General features: G+C 44.6%; 22 protein-coding genes. 12 read left to right on the top strand and 10 right to left on the bottom strand.

Annotated elements, in window-relative coordinates:
* Positions 1-3: 3 nt before the first annotated feature.
* The gene (locus tag IM792_RS14300) at positions 4-375 is read right to left on the bottom strand and encodes a response regulator (RefSeq protein ID WP_194102563.1); all 372 of its coding nucleotides are present in this window, start codon (positions 373-375) and stop codon (positions 4-6) included.
* Positions 376-542: 167 nt separating this feature from the next.
* On the opposite strand from IM792_RS14300, the gene IM792_RS14295 reads away from it, so the two are divergent.
* The 4 genes from IM792_RS14295 (at position 543) to IM792_RS14280 (ending at position 4,357) form a co-directional block, all read left to right on the top strand.
* On the top strand, positions 543-1,154 hold the full coding sequence (locus IM792_RS14295) for a ribonuclease HII (protein ID WP_194102562.1): 612 nt from the start codon (positions 543-545) through the stop codon (positions 1,152-1,154).
* A gap of 114 nt (positions 1,155-1,268) precedes the next feature.
* Positions 1,269-2,471 (top strand): glycosyltransferase family 4 protein, encoded by a 1,203-nt coding sequence (locus IM792_RS14290; RefSeq protein WP_194102561.1) that lies wholly within the window; start codon positions 1,269-1,271, stop codon positions 2,469-2,471.
* Positions 2,472-2,515: 44 nt separating this feature from the next.
* On the top strand, positions 2,516-3,595 hold the full coding sequence (gcvT, locus tag IM792_RS14285) for a glycine cleavage system aminomethyltransferase GcvT (protein ID WP_194102560.1): 1,080 nt from the start codon (positions 2,516-2,518) through the stop codon (positions 3,593-3,595).
* 12 nt (positions 3,596-3,607) lie between these two features.
* Positions 3,608-4,357 carry a 2-phosphosulfolactate phosphatase gene (locus tag IM792_RS14280; RefSeq protein WP_194102559.1) on the top strand — a complete coding sequence of 250 codons (750 nt, stop codon included), beginning with the start codon at positions 3,608-3,610 and terminating at the stop codon, positions 4,355-4,357.
* Here the strand turns inward: IM792_RS14280 and IM792_RS14275 are convergent.
* Genes IM792_RS14275 through dtd form a run of 3 tightly spaced genes read right to left on the bottom strand, consistent with a single transcriptional unit; the run spans position 4,354 to position 6,037 of the window.
* Entirely contained in the window at positions 4,354-5,217 is an 864-nt protein-coding gene (locus IM792_RS14275) for a DUF4349 domain-containing protein (RefSeq protein WP_194102558.1), read from the bottom strand. The genes IM792_RS14280 and IM792_RS14275 overlap by 4 nt on opposite strands.
* Positions 5,218-5,223: 6 nt before the next feature.
* Positions 5,224-5,550, bottom strand: coding sequence for a nucleotide pyrophosphohydrolase (locus IM792_RS14270; RefSeq protein WP_194102557.1), 327 nt, complete (start codon positions 5,548-5,550; stop codon positions 5,224-5,226).
* A gap of 34 nt (positions 5,551-5,584) precedes the next feature.
* Positions 5,585-6,037, bottom strand: coding sequence for a D-aminoacyl-tRNA deacylase (gene dtd, locus IM792_RS14265; RefSeq protein ID WP_194102556.1), 453 nt, complete (start codon positions 6,035-6,037; stop codon positions 5,585-5,587).
* Between the two features lie 185 nt (positions 6,038-6,222).
* On the opposite strand from dtd, the gene IM792_RS14260 reads away from it, so the two are divergent.
* Complete coding sequence (locus IM792_RS14260) at positions 6,223-6,489, top strand: hypothetical protein (RefSeq protein ID WP_194102555.1); 267 nt, start codon at positions 6,223-6,225, stop codon at positions 6,487-6,489.
* Positions 6,490-6,498: 9 nt separating this feature from the next.
* Here the strand turns inward: IM792_RS14260 and IM792_RS14255 are convergent, their stop codons facing one another.
* The 6 genes from IM792_RS14255 to IM792_RS14230 all read right to left on the bottom strand — a co-directional run bounded on the left by IM792_RS14255 (position 6,499) and on the right by IM792_RS14230 (position 12,981).
* On the bottom strand, positions 6,499-7,746 hold the full coding sequence (locus tag IM792_RS14255; protein ID WP_194102554.1) for a PDZ domain-containing protein: 1,248 nt from the start codon (positions 7,744-7,746) through the stop codon (positions 6,499-6,501).
* 61 nt (positions 7,747-7,807) lie between these two features.
* Complete coding sequence (locus IM792_RS14250) at positions 7,808-8,827, bottom strand: YihY/virulence factor BrkB family protein (RefSeq protein WP_194102553.1); 1,020 nt, start codon at positions 8,825-8,827, stop codon at positions 7,808-7,810.
* A gap of 117 nt (positions 8,828-8,944) precedes the next feature.
* On the bottom strand, positions 8,945-9,625 hold the full coding sequence (locus IM792_RS14245; protein ID WP_228085121.1) for a M15 family metallopeptidase: 681 nt from the start codon (positions 9,623-9,625) through the stop codon (positions 8,945-8,947).
* A 5-nt stretch (positions 9,626-9,630) separates the two neighbouring features.
* Complete coding sequence (locus tag IM792_RS14240; RefSeq protein ID WP_194102552.1) at positions 9,631-10,857, bottom strand: alanine dehydrogenase; 1,227 nt, start codon at positions 10,855-10,857, stop codon at positions 9,631-9,633.
* Positions 10,858-10,914: 57 nt separating this feature from the next.
* A complete protein-coding gene (tsaE, locus tag IM792_RS14235) occupies positions 10,915-11,331 on the bottom strand; it encodes a tRNA (adenosine(37)-N6)-threonylcarbamoyltransferase complex ATPase subunit type 1 TsaE (RefSeq protein ID WP_194102551.1) in 417 nt (138 codons plus the stop codon).
* 93 nt (positions 11,332-11,424) lie between these two features.
* Positions 11,425-12,981 (bottom strand): bifunctional response regulator/alkaline phosphatase family protein, encoded by a 1,557-nt coding sequence (locus IM792_RS14230; RefSeq protein ID WP_194102550.1) that lies wholly within the window; start codon positions 12,979-12,981, stop codon positions 11,425-11,427.
* Between the two features lie 137 nt (positions 12,982-13,118).
* Between IM792_RS14230 and IM792_RS14225 the strand changes: the two genes are divergently transcribed.
* The 7 genes from IM792_RS14225 to IM792_RS14195 all read left to right on the top strand — a co-directional run bounded on the left by IM792_RS14225 (position 13,119) and on the right by IM792_RS14195 (position 19,578).
* Positions 13,119-14,345: an HD domain-containing protein gene (locus tag IM792_RS14225; RefSeq protein ID WP_194102549.1), complete on the top strand. Its 1,227-nt coding sequence runs from the start codon at positions 13,119-13,121 to the stop codon at positions 14,343-14,345.
* Positions 14,346-14,399: 54 nt separating this feature from the next.
* Positions 14,400-15,440 carry a UDP-3-O-(3-hydroxymyristoyl)glucosamine N-acyltransferase gene (lpxD, locus tag IM792_RS14220; protein ID WP_194102548.1) on the top strand — a complete coding sequence of 347 codons (1,041 nt, stop codon included), beginning with the start codon at positions 14,400-14,402 and terminating at the stop codon, positions 15,438-15,440.
* 23 nt (positions 15,441-15,463) lie between these two features.
* On the top strand, positions 15,464-16,867 hold the full coding sequence (locus IM792_RS14215) for a bifunctional UDP-3-O-[3-hydroxymyristoyl] N-acetylglucosamine deacetylase/3-hydroxyacyl-ACP dehydratase (RefSeq protein ID WP_194102699.1): 1,404 nt from the start codon (positions 15,464-15,466) through the stop codon (positions 16,865-16,867).
* Positions 16,868-16,870: 3 nt separating this feature from the next.
* The gene (lpxA, locus tag IM792_RS14210; RefSeq protein WP_194102547.1) at positions 16,871-17,653 is read left to right on the top strand and encodes an acyl-ACP--UDP-N-acetylglucosamine O-acyltransferase; all 783 of its coding nucleotides are present in this window, start codon (positions 16,871-16,873) and stop codon (positions 17,651-17,653) included.
* A gap of 102 nt (positions 17,654-17,755) precedes the next feature.
* A complete protein-coding gene (locus IM792_RS14205; RefSeq protein ID WP_194102698.1) occupies positions 17,756-18,373 on the top strand; it encodes an ATP-binding cassette domain-containing protein in 618 nt (205 codons plus the stop codon).
* Between the two features lie 169 nt (positions 18,374-18,542).
* The gene (efp, locus tag IM792_RS14200) at positions 18,543-19,106 is read left to right on the top strand and encodes an elongation factor P (protein ID WP_194102546.1); all 564 of its coding nucleotides are present in this window, start codon (positions 18,543-18,545) and stop codon (positions 19,104-19,106) included.
* A 94-nt stretch (positions 19,107-19,200) separates the two neighbouring features.
* Entirely contained in the window at positions 19,201-19,578 is a 378-nt protein-coding gene (locus IM792_RS14195; RefSeq protein WP_194102545.1) for a PH domain-containing protein, read from the top strand.
* Positions 19,579-19,591 lie beyond the last annotated feature (13 nt).

Raw genomic sequence — 19,591 nt, 5'->3', positions numbered from 1 at the left:
ATATTATTTGTGCGCCACGCTTGTTATGGTTGATACCAGATCGTCCAGATCAAAAGGTTTGGCCAAATGGGTTTCGGCACCGGCCGCTTTGGCTAATGATTCGATATCGCTATTGGCTGAAAAGTATACCACCGGTATATCTTTCAAATCCTCATCCTCTTTTAAGGTACGTGTAGCCTTGATGCCGCCGGTATCGGGTATCCAGTTATCCATCAGTATCACATCAGGCTTTATCATTGATACCCGGTTAACTATATCATTGCAATCCTCAAAAGTATGCACCTTCCATCCATGCTCCTCTAAGATGTATGAACAGATGGATAATATGTCATTATCGTCATCAAAAATTATAATCGTTTTAGCCGGGTCGCTCATAGGGGGAATGCAGCAGTTTTAAATTTTTGCACAATTATAATATTAGTACAGCAATAAATGTTTTATCAACATTAAAATAAAGTTGTAAAGGTGTCGGTTTTTGAAAATCATTATCGTTTTAACTGATTTTATGGCCGATATTTGAATAAAAAAATATTTGTTAAAGCATGTTATTAGCGAGGTATCAGCACGAATTTATTGAGGCAGGGTGTGATGAGGCTGGTCGTGGCTGTTTAGCCGGGCCTGTTTTCGCGGCGGCGGTAATTTTACCTGCCGATTTTGAGCATCCGTTGCTTAATGATTCCAAACAACTGAATGAGGATACCCGCTACCTGCTGCGCGAGGAGATACAGCGCACAGCCCTGGCCTGGGGTGTAGCATCGTGCTGCAATAAGGAGATCGATACCATTAACATCCTCAACGCATCATTCCTGGCTATGCACCGCGCGGTTGATCAGCTAAGCATCAGGCCCGAATATTTGATAATTGACGGTAACCGCTTTAACAAATATGGTACTACCCCGCATTTTTGCATAGTGGAGGGCGATGCCAAATACTACAGCATCGCGGCGGCATCCATACTGGCCAAAACCTACCGCGATGATTACATGAAGCTGATAGCCGCCGAACACCCGGAGTACGACTGGCACAGCAACAAGGGCTACCCTACCATAAAACACCGCAACATGGTTTTGCAAAACGGGCACACGCCCTACCACAGGCTTAGCTTTAAGGTTACCGAGCCGCAGCTAAAGCTAAAATTTGAGGAGAGCCTGTAAACCGGCCGGTTTCTTTAAGTTTTGTGTAGATAAAATGTCATACTAACCGCTTTCAACTTGTTGGTATGGGTTGATTAAAATACATTTGTTAGGTAAACCTGCATTTCGGCTGTTTTGAAGATACTGATACTAACACACCGTGCTTTGTTTCCGCAGAACGGCGGATACCCTATTGTGGTATATAACACCATAAAAGGCTTGCTTGCGCAGGGGCATACGGTTACGCTGATATCATTAGATGAAAAACAGATTACCGACCGCCATTACGAGTCGGACGATATACTCGAAAAGATAGCTTATCGCCATTGCAGTGTTGATACCCGCATAGGCATATTCAAGGCATTCATCAGTTTATTTACCGCTGCCGTACCGTTTATTGATAAGTATTTTGACGAACGGGCAGATAAGATACTGATTGACGAATTGCGTAATAATACTTATGATATTGTGCAGTTTGAGGGCTTGTTTGTTACCCCATACCTCAGCACGGTAAAAAAACACTCAAAGGCGAAGGTGATCTATCGCGCACATAATATTGAGCACCTGGTGTGGCAGCGCATAGCGCAACGCAAGGCCGATCCGTTTAAAAAAATATACCTGCTACTGCTGGCCAAACGCATTAAGGCTTATGAGATCAATCAGCTTAGCCGGTTTGATGGCATCATAGCATTTACCGATCAGGATAAGAAATGCATGCTTGAATACGGCACCAAAGCCCCGGTAGAGATACTACCCATCAGCATTGAACTCAACAAATACCAACCGGATACCAGCCGTACCGAATTCCCGAGCTTATTCTTTTTAGGATCATTAGGCTGGATGCCTAACCTGGAGGGCATTGAATGGTTCATTGATAATTTTCATGCCGATTTAAGTGAGGGCGATCTGCGTGTACGTTTTTACCTGGCCGGTAACGATATACCTGAAACGTTTGACGATTACGAGGTACCCGGCAAAATATACATACAAGGGGAGGTTGATGATGCCCTTGATTTTGTGAATAACAAGGCCATCATGATAGTGCCCCTGCTATCGGGCGGTGGTATGCGGGTAAAGATAGTGGAGGGCATGGCTATGCAAAAGTGCATCATATCCACATCATTAGGTGCCGAGGGTATTGAATATACCCACGGGCAAAACATTATTATTGCCAATACCCGCGCCGAGTTTTTTATGGCCATTAAACGCTGCATTGCCGACGAGCAATATTGCCGCCGCATTGGCCTGAATGCCCGCAAACTGGTTGAGGAAAGGCATAATGTTACCGCCGTTACCAACCGCCTTATTGAGTATTACCGCCATTTGGGCAAGCCCTAAAAATCAGCGTATTTTTTTACTACTTTTGCGGCATATTAACTGAAATGAAAAATACCGCATTAACTGATATACACATTAAGGCGGGCGCTAAAATGGTGCCTTTTGCCGGTTACAATATGCCTGTACAATACGTTGGCATTAACGCTGAACATGATACCGTACGCAAAGCCGTTGGCGTGTTTGATGTTAGCCACATGGGCGAATTCATCCTGAAAGGTGATAACGCGCTTGATCTGATACAGCGTGTAACCAGCAACGATGCCTCAAAGCTGTATGATGGTAAGGTGCAATACTCATGCCTGACAAATGAGGACGGCGGTATTGTTGACGACCTGCTGGTTTATCGTATTGACGAGAAAACCTACATGCTGGTAGTTAACGCATCGAACATTGAAAAGGATTGGAACTGGATATCAAAATTCAATACCAATGGTGTTGATATGAAAGATATATCAGACCGCACCTCACTGCTTGCCGTACAAGGCCCTAAAGCTGCCGAAGCTTTGCAAAGCCTGACCGATATCGACCTGGCATCAATGGAGTATTATACCTTTAACAAAGGCACTTTCGCAGGTATTGAAAACGTGTTGGTATCAGCAACGGGTTACACCGGCGCTGGTGGTTTTGAGATATACTTTGATAATGCCAATGCCGAAGCTATTTGGGATGCTATTTTTAAAGCCGGTGAACCATTTGGTATCAAACCTATCGGTTTGGGCGCTCGTGACACGCTGCGTCTGGAGATGGGTTTCTGCCTGTATGGTAATGATATTGATGATACCACCTCGCCGCTTGAGGCTGGTTTGGGCTGGGTAACCAAATTCAGCAAGGAGTTTACCAACTCGGCAGATCTGGCTGCACAAAAGCAAGCCGGAGTTAGCAAAAAGCTGGTAGGTTTTGAAATGATAGACCGCGGTATACCACGCCACGATTATGAGATAGTTGATGCGGAAGGTAACAACATCGGTCGTGTAACATCGGGCACGCAATCGCCATCGTTACAAAAAGCTATTGGCCTGGGTTATGTGGCCAACGCCTTTGCTAAAGAGGGCACCGAGATATACATCAAGATACGTGATAACAAAGTAAAGGCCAAGGTTGCAAAACCTCCTTTTTACAAATAAACCATACCCAAATTGGTTAACCAAACAAACAGCGCAACAACAGCTTGCCCAAGGTTAGAGGTTTGCCTAACCCCTGCTCTGCTGCCGCTTTACAAGGTTGAAGATTTTATTGTTGTGGTGATTGATATTTTTCGCGCCACAACATCAATTTGCTACGGTATTGAAAACGGCGCCGAGGCTATCATCCCCGTATCGCAGGTAGAAGAATGTGCCGCTTATCGCGAAAAAGGGCTAAGCTACCTGTTGGCTGCCGAGCGCGATGGCCGGGTGGTTACCGGGTTTGATTTTGGTAACTCACCATTCTCGTACACTGCCGAAAAGGTATCGGGCAAAACCGTGGTGCTTACCACTACCAACGGTACGCACGCGCTGCACCTGTCGCGCAGCGCGAAGCAGATCGTTATCGGTTCATTCCTGAATATTACCGCGCTTTGTAACTGGCTTCGCGATCAGCATGAAAACATTTTGCTGGTATGCTCGGGCTGGAAGAACAATTTTAACCTGGAGGACACCCTGTTTGCCGGTGCCGTGGTTGAACAGCTTAAAGGCTCGGCCCATCGCACGGACGACCCGGCTATTGCCGCTAACGACCTGTTTCAGCTTGCTAAGGATGACCTGGCCGGTTATCTCAGCAAAACATCGCACAGCGAACGCCTCAAGCAGCTGGGCATTGAAAAAGATATTGCCTTTTGTCTCAACGTTGACCTTACCACCGCCATCCCCGTTTTAAAGGGTGATAAGTTGGTTAAATTGAGCGTTTAGCTATTTTGCTGAGCACGTTTTGCCCTGCGGCGTTTAATCATCCGGCGTATAACATAAATAACAGCGGCGGTAAGCAGCCATACCGGCCATAGGGTTATAATGCCAAAGAAAAGCGTTACCGCGATATTCCAGCTATCACCAATAGATTTTTGCCAACGGTAGGCAAAACCCTGGCCGTTATCCTTAACTGATTGTTGGGTATAAAAGGTAATGCTTAACGAGCTGTAATCAATTTGTTTGTTGAGATAGTTTAACTGCCCCTGGCTGCTCTCAATATCAGTACGTACCTCATTCAGCTTGTTCTCAATTTCGAGTACGTCGGCCATTTTACCGGCTTTGGCCAGTAGTTCAAGGTAGCGTTTCTCTAAAGCCTTTTTGTTGTTGAGACGGGTGGTTACGTCAATATACTCGGCGGTAACATCGCGGGAGCGAATGTTCTTTGATTCAATACGGTCGCCCGCGGCGGTGATCTCCTTCAAAAAGCCATCAAACTTAGCGGCAGGGATACGTACGTCTAAGGTATATTCATTGCGTTTTTCGTAACTGTTATTTGCCTGACGTTCCTCGCTTACATAACCGCCTACGGTTTTTAAGGCGTCGGTTACACGTTTGCGCGCCTTGGCTATATCGTTGGTTTCAAAATTGATGTTACCCTCTTTAATTATCTTTTTGGTGGTAGCATCTGCGGGTGCAGGTTTATTTGCAAGCTTTGATACCTGATTACCAGCCGGAGGTTCTGTTAATATAACATCATTTACAATTGTTTCATCATCCCCCGCAAAACCATATGAAACTCCTTTTTTATCCTGGCATCCCGAAATAACCAATGCCACCATGGCAGCAAGCGCAAACTTTTTCATATCCTGTTATTTTAATTTCTCGTTGTTCTTGTGCCTCTCGGCATCGCGGATACTTTTTTTATCGAGGTTTTTTAACAGCGCGTCGGTAAGGTCAATGCCCGTTTGGTTGGCCAGGCATATCAGCACAAACAGCACATCGGCCATTTCATCGGCCAGGTTAACCTCCATGTCCGATTTTTTGAACGATTGCTCGCCGTACTGCCTGGCCATAATGCGGGCCACCTCACCTACTTCTTCCATTAAAATGGCGGTATTGGTCAACTCGTTAAAATACCTTATACCCATAGTTTTTATCCAGCTATCAACAAGATGCTGCGCTTCCTTAATTTCCATAAATCAATATCTTTATTTTTTTCCGGAAAGGAGTTTATTCCTTCACCTTTGTATCTATAGTGATGGTTACCGGGCCATCATTGATCAGGCTTATCTTCATATCGGCACCAAAAATACCGGTGGCGGTGGGTTTGCCGGTGAGTTTTTCCAGCTCAACTATCATTTGCTCATAAAGGGGAATAGCCTTATCAGGCCGGGCAGCACGAATGAAAGACGGACGATTACCCTTTTTAGTTTGCGCGAACAGTGTGAATTGCGATATCAGCAGTATGCCGCCATCAATATCGGCCAGGGCTTTATTCATCAGCCCGTTCTCATCACCAAATACACGCATGTTGGCTATCTTTTGGGCCAGCCACTGTACATCGTCGGTGGTATCGGCATCTTCAATACCTAATAAAACCAAAAAACCGGCTTCAATTTGCCCGGTAATATCGCCATCAACACGGCAGGCGGCCTCGCTCACTCGTTGTAGTACTGCTCTCATGCTACAATATTACAATGTTTAAACACTCCTGTTGTAAATAAAGAAATTTAACCATTGGTAAAAACCACGATTTAGCTTCAAAACAACGCAAGTGGTTTAATTTTATAACAACTGTTTATAAACTAATTGTAAAAAACGGCAACATTTCTTTTTTTAAATCCGTTAATAAGTTAAATATCAATCCTATGGCAAAGTTACGAGCATCATTACACAGCAGAGTCCACAAATGGATCGACAAAGTCGGGTTCAGGCTCAACTCACAAACAAGCAAAGATAATGTAACTACTAAGCATTATTTTTTTGAAACATTTAACTTAATAGAAAAAGAAAAAACAGATGATCCGGGCAAGTCAAAGTACTTATGCTTTGATGTTTACGGCGAAAAAATACCCGTTCGCTCGCTACTTGATCTACAATCGGCATTTTTTGATAATCTGAGTCAGCTTAAGTAAGTCCATGACTCAGATCCTGCGTTTCAAAGTAAGCACCACATGGTCGGTTTTGCCACTATGGTATATTTCGAGCAGCATGGTGCGCTCATGCCTTGATTTAAAAAGGTTGTCGATCTCCTCCAGGCTCATCTTGTAAACAGGTTTAAAGTTTATAGCTACTATCTCATCCCCCCGTTCAAGCCCAACATCATAACCGGATGAGCCTGGCTCTACTCTACTAATAATAATATGCTCCAGCCCCGGCCCCGAGGCATAATATTCAATACCCGTCATATCGTGTTCAAAAGGCTCCTTAAATCCGTATCCCTTTTTGAGGTATACGGCACCACCCGTATAATCAAACGTCACCTTAAAACGCTTTAAGATCTCCATACCTACGTTACCGTCCCGCGGTACCGATGGTTTGATATTGGTATTATTAGCATCCGGAAAGGCGGTAAGCGGCGCTACGACATGATAGCCACCCAGATCAAGCAGTTTTGCCCGGCTAATAAACCCGGTGATAGGCCCGTTAAGGCCCATACCCAAATTACCGGCGATGAACTTATCGGGCATACCTTTTTTTTGCAGCAGGTAATCGAGCGAGAGCGCATGGCCAGCCCCCAGATCGATCAACAATTTATTCATGGATGATGAACCATCGGGCAGCGTAACCTTGCTGATAAGGTAGGGTTTCTTTTCTTCGACCAGCAGCGGCACTTTAGTGCCTTTCCTTTTTATACGGGTAATGTCTTTAGGCCGATAGATGTTCAGTACTGTATCGGCAAAGTTTACCTGCACTATCAGGTTGTTAAAAAACTCGTAGCCTATAATTCCGTGAATTGGCATCCCCACAAAGCCGGACAGATTGAGGTTATCTGTTTTTAGTATAGCGGCAGATATACCATATCCCTTAACACCCGGTACGCTTACATCTAACTGACCGGTTATGTAGGCCTGAGCATCATCGCCCTCGCCGAGGCCGGGGATAGTAACCAGCCGTTTGTAGCTAATGTTTAATGAGTCGACTAATTTAGGCTCAGTGATCAGCATCAGCCCAACTCCCGAATCTAAAATAAAATTGTAGGGACCATTACCGTTTATGGTTACCGGGATGATTACAGAATTACGTTCGAACTTAAAAGGCAGCGTTACCTTTTTACGGGGACCATCAATATCAAAGTGCTGGGCTTGGGCAGTGCTTACCAATGCGCACCATATAGCAATAAAGCATAGTGCCACCCGTAAGCGGAACCGATGAGCGCCCGGAAATTTCAATTTGGTTTTATAACTGGTATATAAATTTACTAACTATACCAGCCATAAAACAAATTAATTATCAGGATTTTATTTCATCCTCGCATTCGGGTTTACCCTTATCGTCGGTATCGCATTTCAGCACACCTTCCAGTTCGGGGTTTTGCAGCGGCATTTCGGCGGTTTTGCTTTCATATTCTGTTTGCCTGATCACTACAGCATAAGGAGCCGGTTCAATACGGCTGCCCTGGGCTTCGGCAAATACTTGTGTAAACTCGGCGCCTACGTATAAAATGGCAGCGGTATAATATATCCAAACTAATATAATAATGATCGATCCTGCCGTGCCATAAATAGAACCCGTAGCTGTATATTGTATATATAAGCTGATAATATACTGGCCTAATATGAACAAAAAGGCCGTGAATATTGCCCCTGCACGCACATCTTTCCATTTTATTTTAACATCGGGCAATACCTTAAATATAATACCGAACAGCACGGATATCACTATCAGGGTGATAGCAAAATTAACAGCAAACAAGAATGTTTCTCCCAAAAAATCAGGCAACATTACCGCCAATTTTTTGCTAACCGCGCTAATAACAATGTTTACCAGTAAAGATGCCAGCAGCAAAAAGCCCAAACTAACTATAAGTGAAAATGATAAGAAACGGTTTTGCAACATTTTAACCCAGCCCTTTTTGGGTTTGGCTTTAACACGCCATATCAGGTTAAGTGAATCCTGTATCTCTAAAAATATACTGCTTGCACCAAGTAATAGTGTAACTATACTTATAACCAGACCTATGCCGCTTTTACCGGCTATATCCTGCGATGCTATAGTGCTTTTTATTTGCGCCGTTCCCTGTGGGCCTATATATTGTTGTATCTGCGCATAAAAATCATTACGAAAGTCATCCTCTCTTAAAAAAAGGCCGGCAAGTGATAGTACCAGCAGCAGCAATGGCGCTAACGAAAATATGGTATAATAAGCCAGCGATGCGCTCAGCTTTAAACCGTTATCGGCACCAAAATTACTGAAGGTGGCCATCAGTACTTTCCAAAATTGTTTAAGATATTCTTTGCTGAACATTTTCATAGGCGCACAGTATGTATTGTTTTTTGAACACTAAGGCTAACAGCCTTGCAGATAGTAATGTTTTACTGTAAAAAGCAATTATGATGCCTTTGAGGCATTATGCACGCAAAAGTATCATTACAATTGCGCAAAGGGAATGTTAAGCAGCTCAAAACGTTCCCAACCGATATAGTCAAAGTGCCACCATTCGCTGGAGTATACTTTGAAACCATGCCGCTCCATAACGCTACGAAGCAGTTGACGGTTGGTTCGCTTTTTTGCAGACAGGTTTTTATAATTAGCGGATGCTTGCGGGGTAAAGCTATCATAACCGGTAGGCATATCCAACTCGTGGCCGGTTTTAAGGTTGATAATAGTGAGATCGATAGCGCAGCCACGGTTATGGCGCGAGCCTTTGCGCGGGTCGGCAACAAAGGTGGTATCCTTAGCTATCTCAAAAAACTTAACGGTGATGGCATACGGGCGATAGGCATCATAAATTTTTAAGCCGAGGCCTTTCTTTTTTAATTCGGCCTGAATACTTTTTAACGCTTGTGCCACCGGCATGCGGGCAAAGGCCATAGCGCTATTATACACGCGCTGCCCGGTAAAGTTATTGGTTGTGGCGTACCGGATATCAAGCACCAAACCAGGGATAAAATCTTTAAGATTGACGAGCCGTTTTTCCGGATCAGCGTTAACCTGCTTTTTATAAGCCGTGTAGGCGGTAATTTTATTGCTATCGATATACTTGTATACCTGCGCACCGGCTGTGATGTTCAGCAAACAGAGCATACAAACCACAACCAGCAACCGCATAGGCATTATATGCTTGATACGATAAGCAAATCCAGATCTTTACAAGGGATGTTGAAACGCTCGCCCAAATGTTTATTGGTGAGGTGCCCCTGGTAAATGTAAACGGCGTTGCGCACACCGGCTTTTTGCCATATCACGTTCTTGATGCCACCATGATCGCCAATATCAACCAATATAGGGGCGAAAATATTAGTGAGCGCATAGGTTGCGGTACGTGCCACACGCGAGGCTATGTTGGGTACGCAATAATGTATCACATCGTACTTGCGGAAAACCGGGTTGGTATGGTTGGTAACCTCTGATGTTTCAAAGCAGCCACCCTGATCAATGCTTACATCAATAATCACCGAGTCGCGTTTCATGCGACTAACCGTTTCTTCGCTGATGATGCATGGGCTACGGCCTGCCTGTGCACGCAGCGCGCCAATGGCCACATCGCAGGTGGTAATTGCCTTTTCAAGCACTATGGGTTGTACTACCGAAGTAAATACCCGGCTGCCTATGTTATTTTGTAAGCGGCGTAATTTATATATAGATGGATCAAAAACCTTAACCTCAGCACCTAATGATATGGCCGTACGCGCGGCATATTCGCCTACGGTACCGGCACCTAATATTACTATCTCGGTAGGTGGTACGCCTGTTATGCCACCCAGCATTAAGCCTTTGCCTTCAAAAACATTGCTCAGGTACTCGGCGGCTATCAATATGGAGGTAGCGCCTACTATCTCGCTCATGGCCCGCACCACGGTAAGGGTACCGCCTTCATCAAGCAGATACTCAAAGCTGATGGCTGTGATCTTTTTATTGAGCAGGGCCTGTAAAATCTCGGCCTTCATGGTGGCCGGTTGCAGGGTTGATATCAGCAGTTGCCCCGGTTTCATCAGTTCTATCTCGGCCAGTGTTGGCGGCGCTATCTTGATGATGATGTCGGCCTCGTAAACGGTTTTGGTATCGTAAACTATACGGCCACCCTGTTCGCTGTAATCCTTATCCAAAAAGTTGGCGGCTTTACCGGCGTTGCTTTCCAGCATTACATCGTGCCCGTTGTTTACCAGCAACGCTACTGATAGCGGCGTTAACGGTATGCGGTTCTCCTGAAACGAAACTTCTTTAGGTATACCTATGTAGAGCTTGTTTTTGCGGGTTTTAACCTCCAGCATTGATTCCTGGGTTTGCATCAATGCCTGCCTTGCCACATCGCTAAAACCGCTGTATTTACCTGAACTCATTTGGCTTTCAATAAATTTTACGGATGTTGAAGATACAGAATTATTCAATAACCGGGCCTAAATATTTTCAACCTCAAGTTGTCGTTGGTTATCACTTAAAGCGGTGATGGCAACACGGGTATAATGAGCAGGCAGCAGATCAGGAATTTTTTCGGGCCACTCAATAAAGCAATAATTGCCTGAGTAAAAGTATTCTTCATACCCCATATCAAGCGCTTCGCTTTGGGTTTTAAGGCGATAAAAATCAAAGTGATACACCTTGCCATCAGCGATCACATACTCATTAACTATAGAGAATGTAGGACTGGTAACCGCCTCGGTAACACCAAGCGCGGCAGCCAGTTCCTTTATCAATGTGGTTTTACCCGCCCCCATATCGCCATAAAAAACAAATATTCTATTTGCTCCCGCATGGGTAATTATTTGTTGGGCAGCATCGGGTAATCCGCTTAGCGATAAAACGTTAATTTGCACTTAGTCACAATTTTCAATTAATAAAAATTCGCCATATGTAAACTAAAAGTGGTTACACATGGCGAATGACAAAATTCATTAAGTCAAAAATAATTATTTAGGTCCGTAAGTTGCTATCGGGATGATCATCTCCTCTAACGATATACCTCCATGCTGGAAGGTTTCGTTATAAAAGTTCACAAAGTGGTTATAGTTATTCGGGTAAACAAAGTAGCCATCGTTTTTAGCGAACACAAAGCTTGAGCTTACGTGCAGCTTAGGCAGCATGGCATCGTGCGGGTTACGTATGTGCAGCACATCCTTAGCGTTAAAGTTAAGGTTACGCCCTTGTTTATAACGCAGGTTGGTATTGGTATTACGGTCGCCGATGATTTTGCTTGGGTTTTTAACCTTGATAGTACCGTGATCGGTAGTAATGATCACCCTCACCTGTTTTTGCGCCAAAAACTTCAGCAACTCAAATAGCGGCGAATGCTCAAACCACGACAGGGTTAACGAGCGGTAGGCAGCATCATCGCTGGCCAGCTCGCGGATCATCTGCATATCGGTACGGGCGTGCGATAGCATATCCACAAAGTTGTAAACCACTACGTTCAGGTCGTTCTTCATCAGGTTGTTAACCGACTCGTTCAGCGAACGGCCTTCATCAAGGTTCAATATTTTATGGTACGAGAATTTGCACTCCTTACGTAACGATCGTTTAATGTTATCGCCCAAAAAGTCTTCCTCAAACAGGTTCTTGCCACCCTCGTCCTCATCATTCTGCCATTTATCAGGGAAACGGCGCTCCATCTCCAATGGCATCAAGCCCGAGAATATGGCGTTACGGGCATATTGCGTAGCCGTAGGCAGTATACTAAAGTAAATATCTTCTTCCTCCAGCCTGAAGTATTCGGATATAAGCGGATTGATGATACGGAACTGATCGTAACGTAGGTTATCTATCAATATAAAAAACAGCGGTTTGCCATCATCTTCCAATCTCGGGAATACCTTTTTCTTGAACAGTTGCGGTGAGCTGATCGGGCCACTCTCCGGGTTTTTTATCCAGTTCAGGTAATTCTTTTCAATGTACTTACAAAACTGCGTATTGGCCTCGGCCTTTTGCATGGTAAGTATCTCATGCATACCGGCGTCCTCCAACTGCTCAAGCTCAAGCTCCCAGTATATCAGTTTTTTATATACCTCTATCCATTCCTGGTAATCCAGGTTATCGTTCAGCGTCATGCCCAGCGTACGGAAATCCTGCTGATAGGCCATGGTTGTTTTCTCAGTAACCAGGCGTTTGTTCTCGGTAAGTTTTTTTATGGTGAGCAGTATCTGCTTTGGGTGTACGGGTTTTATCAGGTAGTCGTCTATCTTTGAGCCGATGGCATCCTCCATCAAATATTCCTCCTCACTTTTGGTGATGAGTACAATGGGCACATCATTATTTAAGCTCTTGATCTGCGACAGGGTTTCCAGTCCGGTTAAGCCCGGCATGTTCTCATCCAGAAAAACCAGGTCAAAGTAACCGTTCTTAAAAGCCTCAATGGCATCATTACCGCTGGTTACGGTAGTTACCTTATAACCCTTCTCGTTCAAAAAAAGTACATGGGGCTTTAAAAGGTCGATCTCGTCATCGGCCCATAATATGGTGGTATCTTGCATGGTATTCTTATTTAGTTGGGTTATAACCGTAAATTGTGGGTTTTGTTGTTCGTAAATAGAGGCGTTTAACAAAAAATAACAAATATAAGATACTTTAGTTAAGCATATTTAACACATTTGCACAGTTTTTTAAAGCATTGAATAAAAAGAAAATCATAAATGATCCGGTATACGGATTCATCAGCATACCTGAAGGATTGGTGTTCAGCTTAATTGAGCACCGTTACTTTCAGCGACTACGTTACATCAAGCAATCGGGGATGACACACATGGTGTATCCCGGCTCTATCCACACCCGCTTTCACCACGCGCTGGGCGCCATGCACCTGATGGGGCTGGCCATTGAAACCCTGCGCAACAAAGGCCATGAGATAAGCGAACAGGAGGAGGAAGCCGTTACCGTTGCTATACTACTGCATGATGTTGGGCACGGCCCTTTCTCGCACGCGCTGGAGAGCACCATTGTACAAGGCATTAGCCACGAGGATATATCGGCCATGTTAATGCAACGCCTTAATGTTGAGTTTGACGGCCGGTTGGATATGGCCATCAATATATTTAACGATACCTATCCGCGCCGCTTTTTGCATCAGCTGGTATCGGGCCAGTTGGATATGGACCGATTGGATTACCTGAACCGCGACAGCTTTTTTACCGGTGTTACCGAGGGCATTGTAGGCAGCGACCGTATCATTAAAATGCTTAACCTGCACAATGGGCAGATAGTGGTTGAGGAAAAAGGTATTTACTCGATAGAGAAATTCCTGGTAGCACGCAGGCTAATGTACTGGCAGGTTTATCTGCATAAAACTGTAATATCGGCCGAGCAGTTGCTGAACAAGATACTGGTACGGGCACGCGATCTGGCACTTGGCGGTAAAAAGCTGTTTTGCACACCGGCGCTATGCTATTTTTTGTATGATCAGATCAGCAGGGAAGAATTCATCCATAACCCTGAACACCTGGAGATATTCGCGCAGATGGACGATACCGACATAACATCGGCCATAAAAGTATGGGTTAACTGCGATGATGTAATACTGTCAACACTATGCCGCAACCTGGTTTATCGCAACTTATTTCACGTTGATATTACCAATACCAGTCCGGATGAAGCGGTGGTGCAAAACCTATTGCAAAAAGCAGCCGTATATTATGGTGTTAGCACAAACGATGCCGCCTTTTTTGTGTTTACCGATAAGGTATTGAATGATGCTTACAAGGTGGATGACACCAACATACGTATATTAATGAAGGATGGTAGCATAAAGGATATTACCACCGCCAGCGATAACGCCAACCTTACCGCATTAGCCAAAACCGTAACCAAATACATACTGTGCTACCCTAAACAATTGGCATAAAATATGAACGTTTGTACTATTTGTTGCTTTAATATTAACATATAACTTTGTGCGATGCAATTTACCGCCCAGCAGATATGCTTATTATTGAACGGAACTGTTGAAGGTGATGCCTTGGTAGCGGTTGATAAACTGGCTAAAATTGAGGAAGCTACACAGGGTTCCCTATCATTTTTAGCTAATCCCAAATACGAGCAGCACCTGTATACCACAGGCGCTTCGGTAGTTATTATTAATAAGGATTATGTATTAACAGCCCCCGTAAGCGCTACGCTTATCAGGGTTGATGATGCTTATAGTGCTTTTTCGGTATTACTTGAGCAGTATAACACCCTTAAACTTAATAAAACCGGTATTGAGCAGCCAAGCTTTATACATCCTACCGCGCAGGTGGGCAACAATGTATTTATTGGGGCATTCGCTTACATAGGCCCCAATGCCAAAGTGGGCGATAACAGCAAGATATACCCCAACACCTACATTGCCGATAATGTTACCATTGGCAGTAACGTTACGCTGTTTGCCGGCGTAAAGGTTTATTTTGATTGTGTGGTGGGCGATAACAGCATAATTCACTCAGGTGCCGTAATTGGCAGCGATGGCTTTGGCTTCGCCCCAAACCCCGATGGCTCATACAAAAAAATAAGCCAGATAGGCAACGTTATTATTGAGGAAGGTGTTGAAATAGGCGCTAATACGGCTGTCGACCGCGCTACCATGGGGTCGACCATTATACGCAAGGGTGCCAAAATTGATAACCTGGTGCAAATAGCGCATAATGTTGAGATTGGCTCAAATACGGTTATAGCCGGGCAGGCCGGTATATCAGGCAGTACCAAAATTGGCGACCAGGTTGTTATAGGCGGCCAGGTGGGTGTAGCGGGGCATTTAACCATATTAAAAGGCTCGCAATTTTCGGCGCAAACAGGGGTAAACAGCTCTACAAAAGAAGAAGGTAAGCAATGGGGCGGATCGCCTTACATGCCGCTTAAGGATTACTTTAAGGCTCATGTAAATATTCGCCGTTTACCAGAGCTTGAAAAGCGTGTGGCCGAATTAGAAAAAATAATTATTCAACTGCACAATGCTAAGTGATGAATGCAGTTAATGTTAACTATATGAACGTAAAACAACGAACTATTAAATCGCCTGTAACCGTTTCAGGCACCGGTTTGCATACCGGCGAAAAGGTTACCATGACCTTTAACCCCGCTCCCGAAAATCACGGCTACAAATTTCGTCGTGTTGATGTTGAGGGGCAACCGGTAATTGATGCCGATGTGGATAACGTTACCGATACATCGCGCGGTACCACCATATCGCAAAACGGCGCAAGCGTAAGTACCGTTGAACACGTATTGGCAGCCCTGGTTGGTCTGGAAGTTGATAACGTACTGATTGATGTTGACGGCCCTGAGATCCCGATTATGGATGGCAGCGCCATTGAGTTTGTTAACGCGTTAACAAACGATGGCTTTACCGAGCAGGAAGCCGACCGTGAATACTACCATATTACCCACAACATACATTATACCGAAGCCGACCGTAAAGTGGAGATGGTGGCCATGCCGCTTGATGATTACCGCTTTACCTGTATGGTTGACTATAACTCTGACGTATTGGGCAGCCAGCACGCCAGTATATCAAGCATTACTGAGTTTACTAAGGAAATAGCATCATGCCGTACCTTCTGCTTTTTGCATGAGCTGGAGATGCTGCTTAAGCATAACCTGATAAAAGGCGGCGACCTGAACAATGCCATCGTTGTTGTTGACAAGCAGGTTGATGATGAGGAATTAGCTCATCTGGCTAAACTATTTAACCGTAAGGATATTAAGGTTGCCCCGCAAGGCATCCTGAACAATATTGAGCTGCGCCACCAAAATGAGCCGGCAAGGCACAAACTGCTTGATATGATTGGCGACCTTGCATTGGTAGGCGTTCCGCTTAAGGGTCATATCATGGCGGCAAGGCCTGGTCATGCGGCAAACGTCGCTTTTGGCAAAAAAATAAAGGCCCTGATAAAAAAGGAGCGCAGCAAAAAATACATTAAGGTCTATGACCCGAACATGAAGCCGGTATATGATACCATGCAAATCATGAACATACTGCCGCACCGCCAGCCGTTCCTGATGATCGATAAGATATTGGAACTTACCAAAACTCACGTTGTAGGCTTAAAGAACGTTACCATGAACGAAGATCTGTTTATGGGTCATTTCCCCGGCGCACCACTTTTTCCTGGTGTGTTACAAATTGAGGCAATGGCACAAACAGGCGGCATATTGGTGTTGAATACCGTACCTGATCCGGAAAATTACATTACACTTTTCCTGAAAATAGAAAATGCGCGTTTTAAAGATAAGGTAACACCGGGTGATACCGTTATATTCAGGTGCGACCTTATAGCGCCTATACGCCGCGGCATCGCTCAAATGAAGGGTGTTGGCCTGGTTGGCGATCGCGTGGTGGTTGAAGCCGAACTGATGGCTCAGATAGTAAAAACAAAAAATAAAGAATAATACATGATACAGCCTTTGGCATATATACACCCGCAGGCACGCATTGCCGACAACGTGGTGATTGAACCGTTTGTGACCATACATAAGGATGTTGAGATTGGTGAGGGTACCTGGGTAGGCTCAAACAGCGTAATTATGGATGGCGCCCGTATAGGTAAAAACTGCCGTATATTCCCGGGGGCTGTAGTATCGGCTCCGCCGCAGGATCTGAAATACAAAGGCGAACCAAGTACCGTTACTATTGGCGATAATACCGTCATCCGCGAATGTGTAACCCTTAACCGCGGTACCGCGCTTGATAAGAATACCACCACCATTGGCAATAACTGCCTGCTGATGGCGTACGTACACGTAGCGCACGATTGCGTAGTTGGTAACAACGTTATCATAGCCAATTCGGTACAGCTTGCCGGCCACATCAATGTGTACGATCATGCCTTTATTGGTGGTACATCAGCCGTGCACCAGTTTGTGGAGATCGGTGCGCACAGCATGGTATCGGGCGGATCACTGGTACGTAAGGATGTACCTCCGTATACCAAAGCCGGTCGTGAGCCATTATCGTACATCGGCATCAACTCGGTAGGCCTGCGCCGCCGTGGTTTCTCTGCCGAAACTATTAACGAGATACAGGAGATATACCGTATCATCTTCCTTAAAAAATACAATGTTACCAAAGCCCTCGACATTATTGAGGCCCAGTTCAGCCCAACCGTTGAGCGCGACGAGATAGTAAACTTTGTGCAGAACTCACAAAGGGGTATTATGAAAGGGTTTGGGATATAGCAAGCAGTTCATAGTTTATGGTTCATAGTTAATAGCCGGATGATGCATTCGTTTCTGATATAAATTATTAACCATGATCTATTAACTATGAACCATGAACTAATGACCATCACCCTCACCGATATAGGACGACGCTTTAACCGCGACTGGATATTTAAGGGGGTGAACTATACCTTTACATCAGGTGAGAGTTATGCTGTGCTGGGGCCCAATGGCTCGGGTAAGTCTACATTGTTACAGGTAGTTAATTGTAGCTTGTCGCCATCAAAGGGTAGTATCATTTTTAATGCTGATGGTGCTGATTTGGAAGCTGAAAAAGTTTTTACACACCTTAGCTTAGCCGCGCCATACCTGGAGTTGATAGAGGAATTTACCCTTGCCGAGGTGATCGACTTTCACTTTAAATTCAAGGCATACAAAGCCGGTATCGACAAAAACACACTGATCGATTTGCTTAACATGCAAGCCAGCAAAAACAAGCTGGTAAAATACTTTTCATCAGGCATGAAACAGCGGCTAAAGCTGGCCCTTGCCTTTTGCTCAGATACGGCCATGCTGATGCTCGATGAACCTACCTCGAACCTCGATACACAGGGCGTTGACTGGTACCTAAGCCTTGTGGAGCGCTTCTCGGTCGGTCGCCTAACCATTATCTGCTCCAACCAGGAGCACGAGTACAGCTTTTGTAAACAGCAATTGAGTATAGTGGATTATAAGTAGAGATTTTAGACAGCAGATGTGAGATATGAGATAAAATCACACCTCTAAAAATTACTTAGCGGGTTTATAATTAACCCATTAGCGGGTGTGTTCAAGTACAAAATCTCAAATCTAACCTCTCAAATCTCAAATCAAATTCCTAAGTTTGCGCCTCAAATAAGATTTTTTTATGTCGAAGGCATCAGAAGTAAAGAACGGCAATATATTACGCTTTAACGGTGAGTTATTGCAGGTTGAAGAATTTTTACACCGCACACCGGGTAACTTACGCGCTTTTTACCAGGCACGTATGCGCAATGTTAAAACCGGCAAACTGGTTGAATACCGTTTCCGTACCGATGAGGAGGTTACCATTGCCCGTGTTGAAACCAATGATTACCAATACCTTTACGAGGATGGCGATGCGCTGGTAGTAATGGACAATACATCATACGAGCAATATAACATCCCTAAAGCCCTGTTTGGTGCCGCGGTACGTTTCCTGAAAGAAGGTGTGAACGTTATTGTTGCCTTCGAGAGCGAAGAACCGATCATGGCGCAACTGCCATCATCAGCCGAGCTGGAAATTACTTATACTGAGCCTGCCGTTAAAGGTGATACCTCAACCAACGCCCTTAAAAGCGCTACTGTTGAAACCGGTGCCGAAATTCGTGTACCTCTGTTCATCAACATTGGCGATAAGGTTAAGGTTGATACCGCTACCGGCGCTTATGTTGAGCGTGTTAAAAGCTAATTATCAATTCAATAATATTATAAGGATGCCTTCATTATCATGAGGGCATTTTTTATTTTCGGGCTTTTAAACACCATCACATAAAACACAAACCATGGGACTTTTCTCGAGCCTGTTGGGCAATGCCGGTGTGGCAAACCCCGACGAACTAAACAAAGAATACGCGAACCTATTAACAGACGGCGAAAACATTGAGATAGGCTTTAAGCTGATACGCGATGTATTCATCTTTACCAACAAACGCCTTATTTTGGTTGATAAGCAAGGCATAACCGGCAGCAAGGTTGAGTACCTCTCCATAGCCTACAAAAGCATATCAAGGTTCAGCGTACAAACATCAGGGCATTTTGACCTGGATGCCGAGCTGCGCATCTGGATATCGGGCGAAATACAACCCAGCCTCACCAAAAAGTTCAACAAACAAGTAAATGTTTACGATCTGCAACGCATACTCGCTCAGCACGTGTTGTAAAAGCATTAAAGAC

The sequence above is a fragment of the Mucilaginibacter sp. JRF genome, assembly GCF_015223065.1.
Lineage (GTDB): Bacteria > Bacteroidota > Bacteroidia > Sphingobacteriales > Sphingobacteriaceae > Mucilaginibacter.
Note: the sequence above shows the minus strand (reverse complement) of the source record. Positions and strands in the feature narration are given on the sequence as shown.

Coding starts and splice junctions, on each gene's coding strand:
- efp (WP_194102546.1), top strand. CDS start 18,543: ATGTCGAAGGCATCAGAAGTAAAGAACGGCAATATATTACGCTTTAAC.
- IM792_RS14230 (WP_194102550.1), bottom strand. CDS start 12,981: ATGCAAGATACCACCATATTATGGGCCGATGACGAGATCGACCTTTTA.
- lpxD (WP_194102548.1), top strand. CDS start 14,400: ATGCAATTTACCGCCCAGCAGATATGCTTATTATTGAACGGAACTGTT.
- IM792_RS14295 (WP_194102562.1), top strand. CDS start 543: ATGTTATTAGCGAGGTATCAGCACGAATTTATTGAGGCAGGGTGTGAT.
- IM792_RS14215 (WP_194102699.1), top strand. CDS start 15,464: ATGAACGTAAAACAACGAACTATTAAATCGCCTGTAACCGTTTCAGGC.
- IM792_RS14260 (WP_194102555.1), top strand. CDS start 6,223: ATGGCAAAGTTACGAGCATCATTACACAGCAGAGTCCACAAATGGATC.
- IM792_RS14240 (WP_194102552.1), bottom strand. CDS start 10,857: ATGAGTTCAGGTAAATACAGCGGTTTTAGCGATGTGGCAAGGCAGGCA.
- IM792_RS14270 (WP_194102557.1), bottom strand. CDS start 5,550: ATGGAAATTAAGGAAGCGCAGCATCTTGTTGATAGCTGGATAAAAACT.
- IM792_RS14250 (WP_194102553.1), bottom strand. CDS start 8,827: ATGAAAATGTTCAGCAAAGAATATCTTAAACAATTTTGGAAAGTACTG.
- IM792_RS14205 (WP_194102698.1), top strand. CDS start 17,756: ATGACCATCACCCTCACCGATATAGGACGACGCTTTAACCGCGACTGG.
- dtd (WP_194102556.1), bottom strand. CDS start 6,037: ATGAGAGCAGTACTACAACGAGTGAGCGAGGCCGCCTGCCGTGTTGAT.
- IM792_RS14195 (WP_194102545.1), top strand. CDS start 19,201: ATGGGACTTTTCTCGAGCCTGTTGGGCAATGCCGGTGTGGCAAACCCC.
- gcvT (WP_194102560.1), top strand. CDS start 2,516: ATGAAAAATACCGCATTAACTGATATACACATTAAGGCGGGCGCTAAA.
- IM792_RS14245 (WP_228085121.1), bottom strand. CDS start 9,625: ATGCGGTTGCTGGTTGTGGTTTGTATGCTCTGTTTGCTGAACATCACA.
- IM792_RS14300 (WP_194102563.1), bottom strand. CDS start 375: ATGAGCGACCCGGCTAAAACGATTATAATTTTTGATGACGATAATGAC.
- IM792_RS14275 (WP_194102558.1), bottom strand. CDS start 5,217: ATGAAAAAGTTTGCGCTTGCTGCCATGGTGGCATTGGTTATTTCGGGA.
- lpxA (WP_194102547.1), top strand. CDS start 16,871: ATGATACAGCCTTTGGCATATATACACCCGCAGGCACGCATTGCCGAC.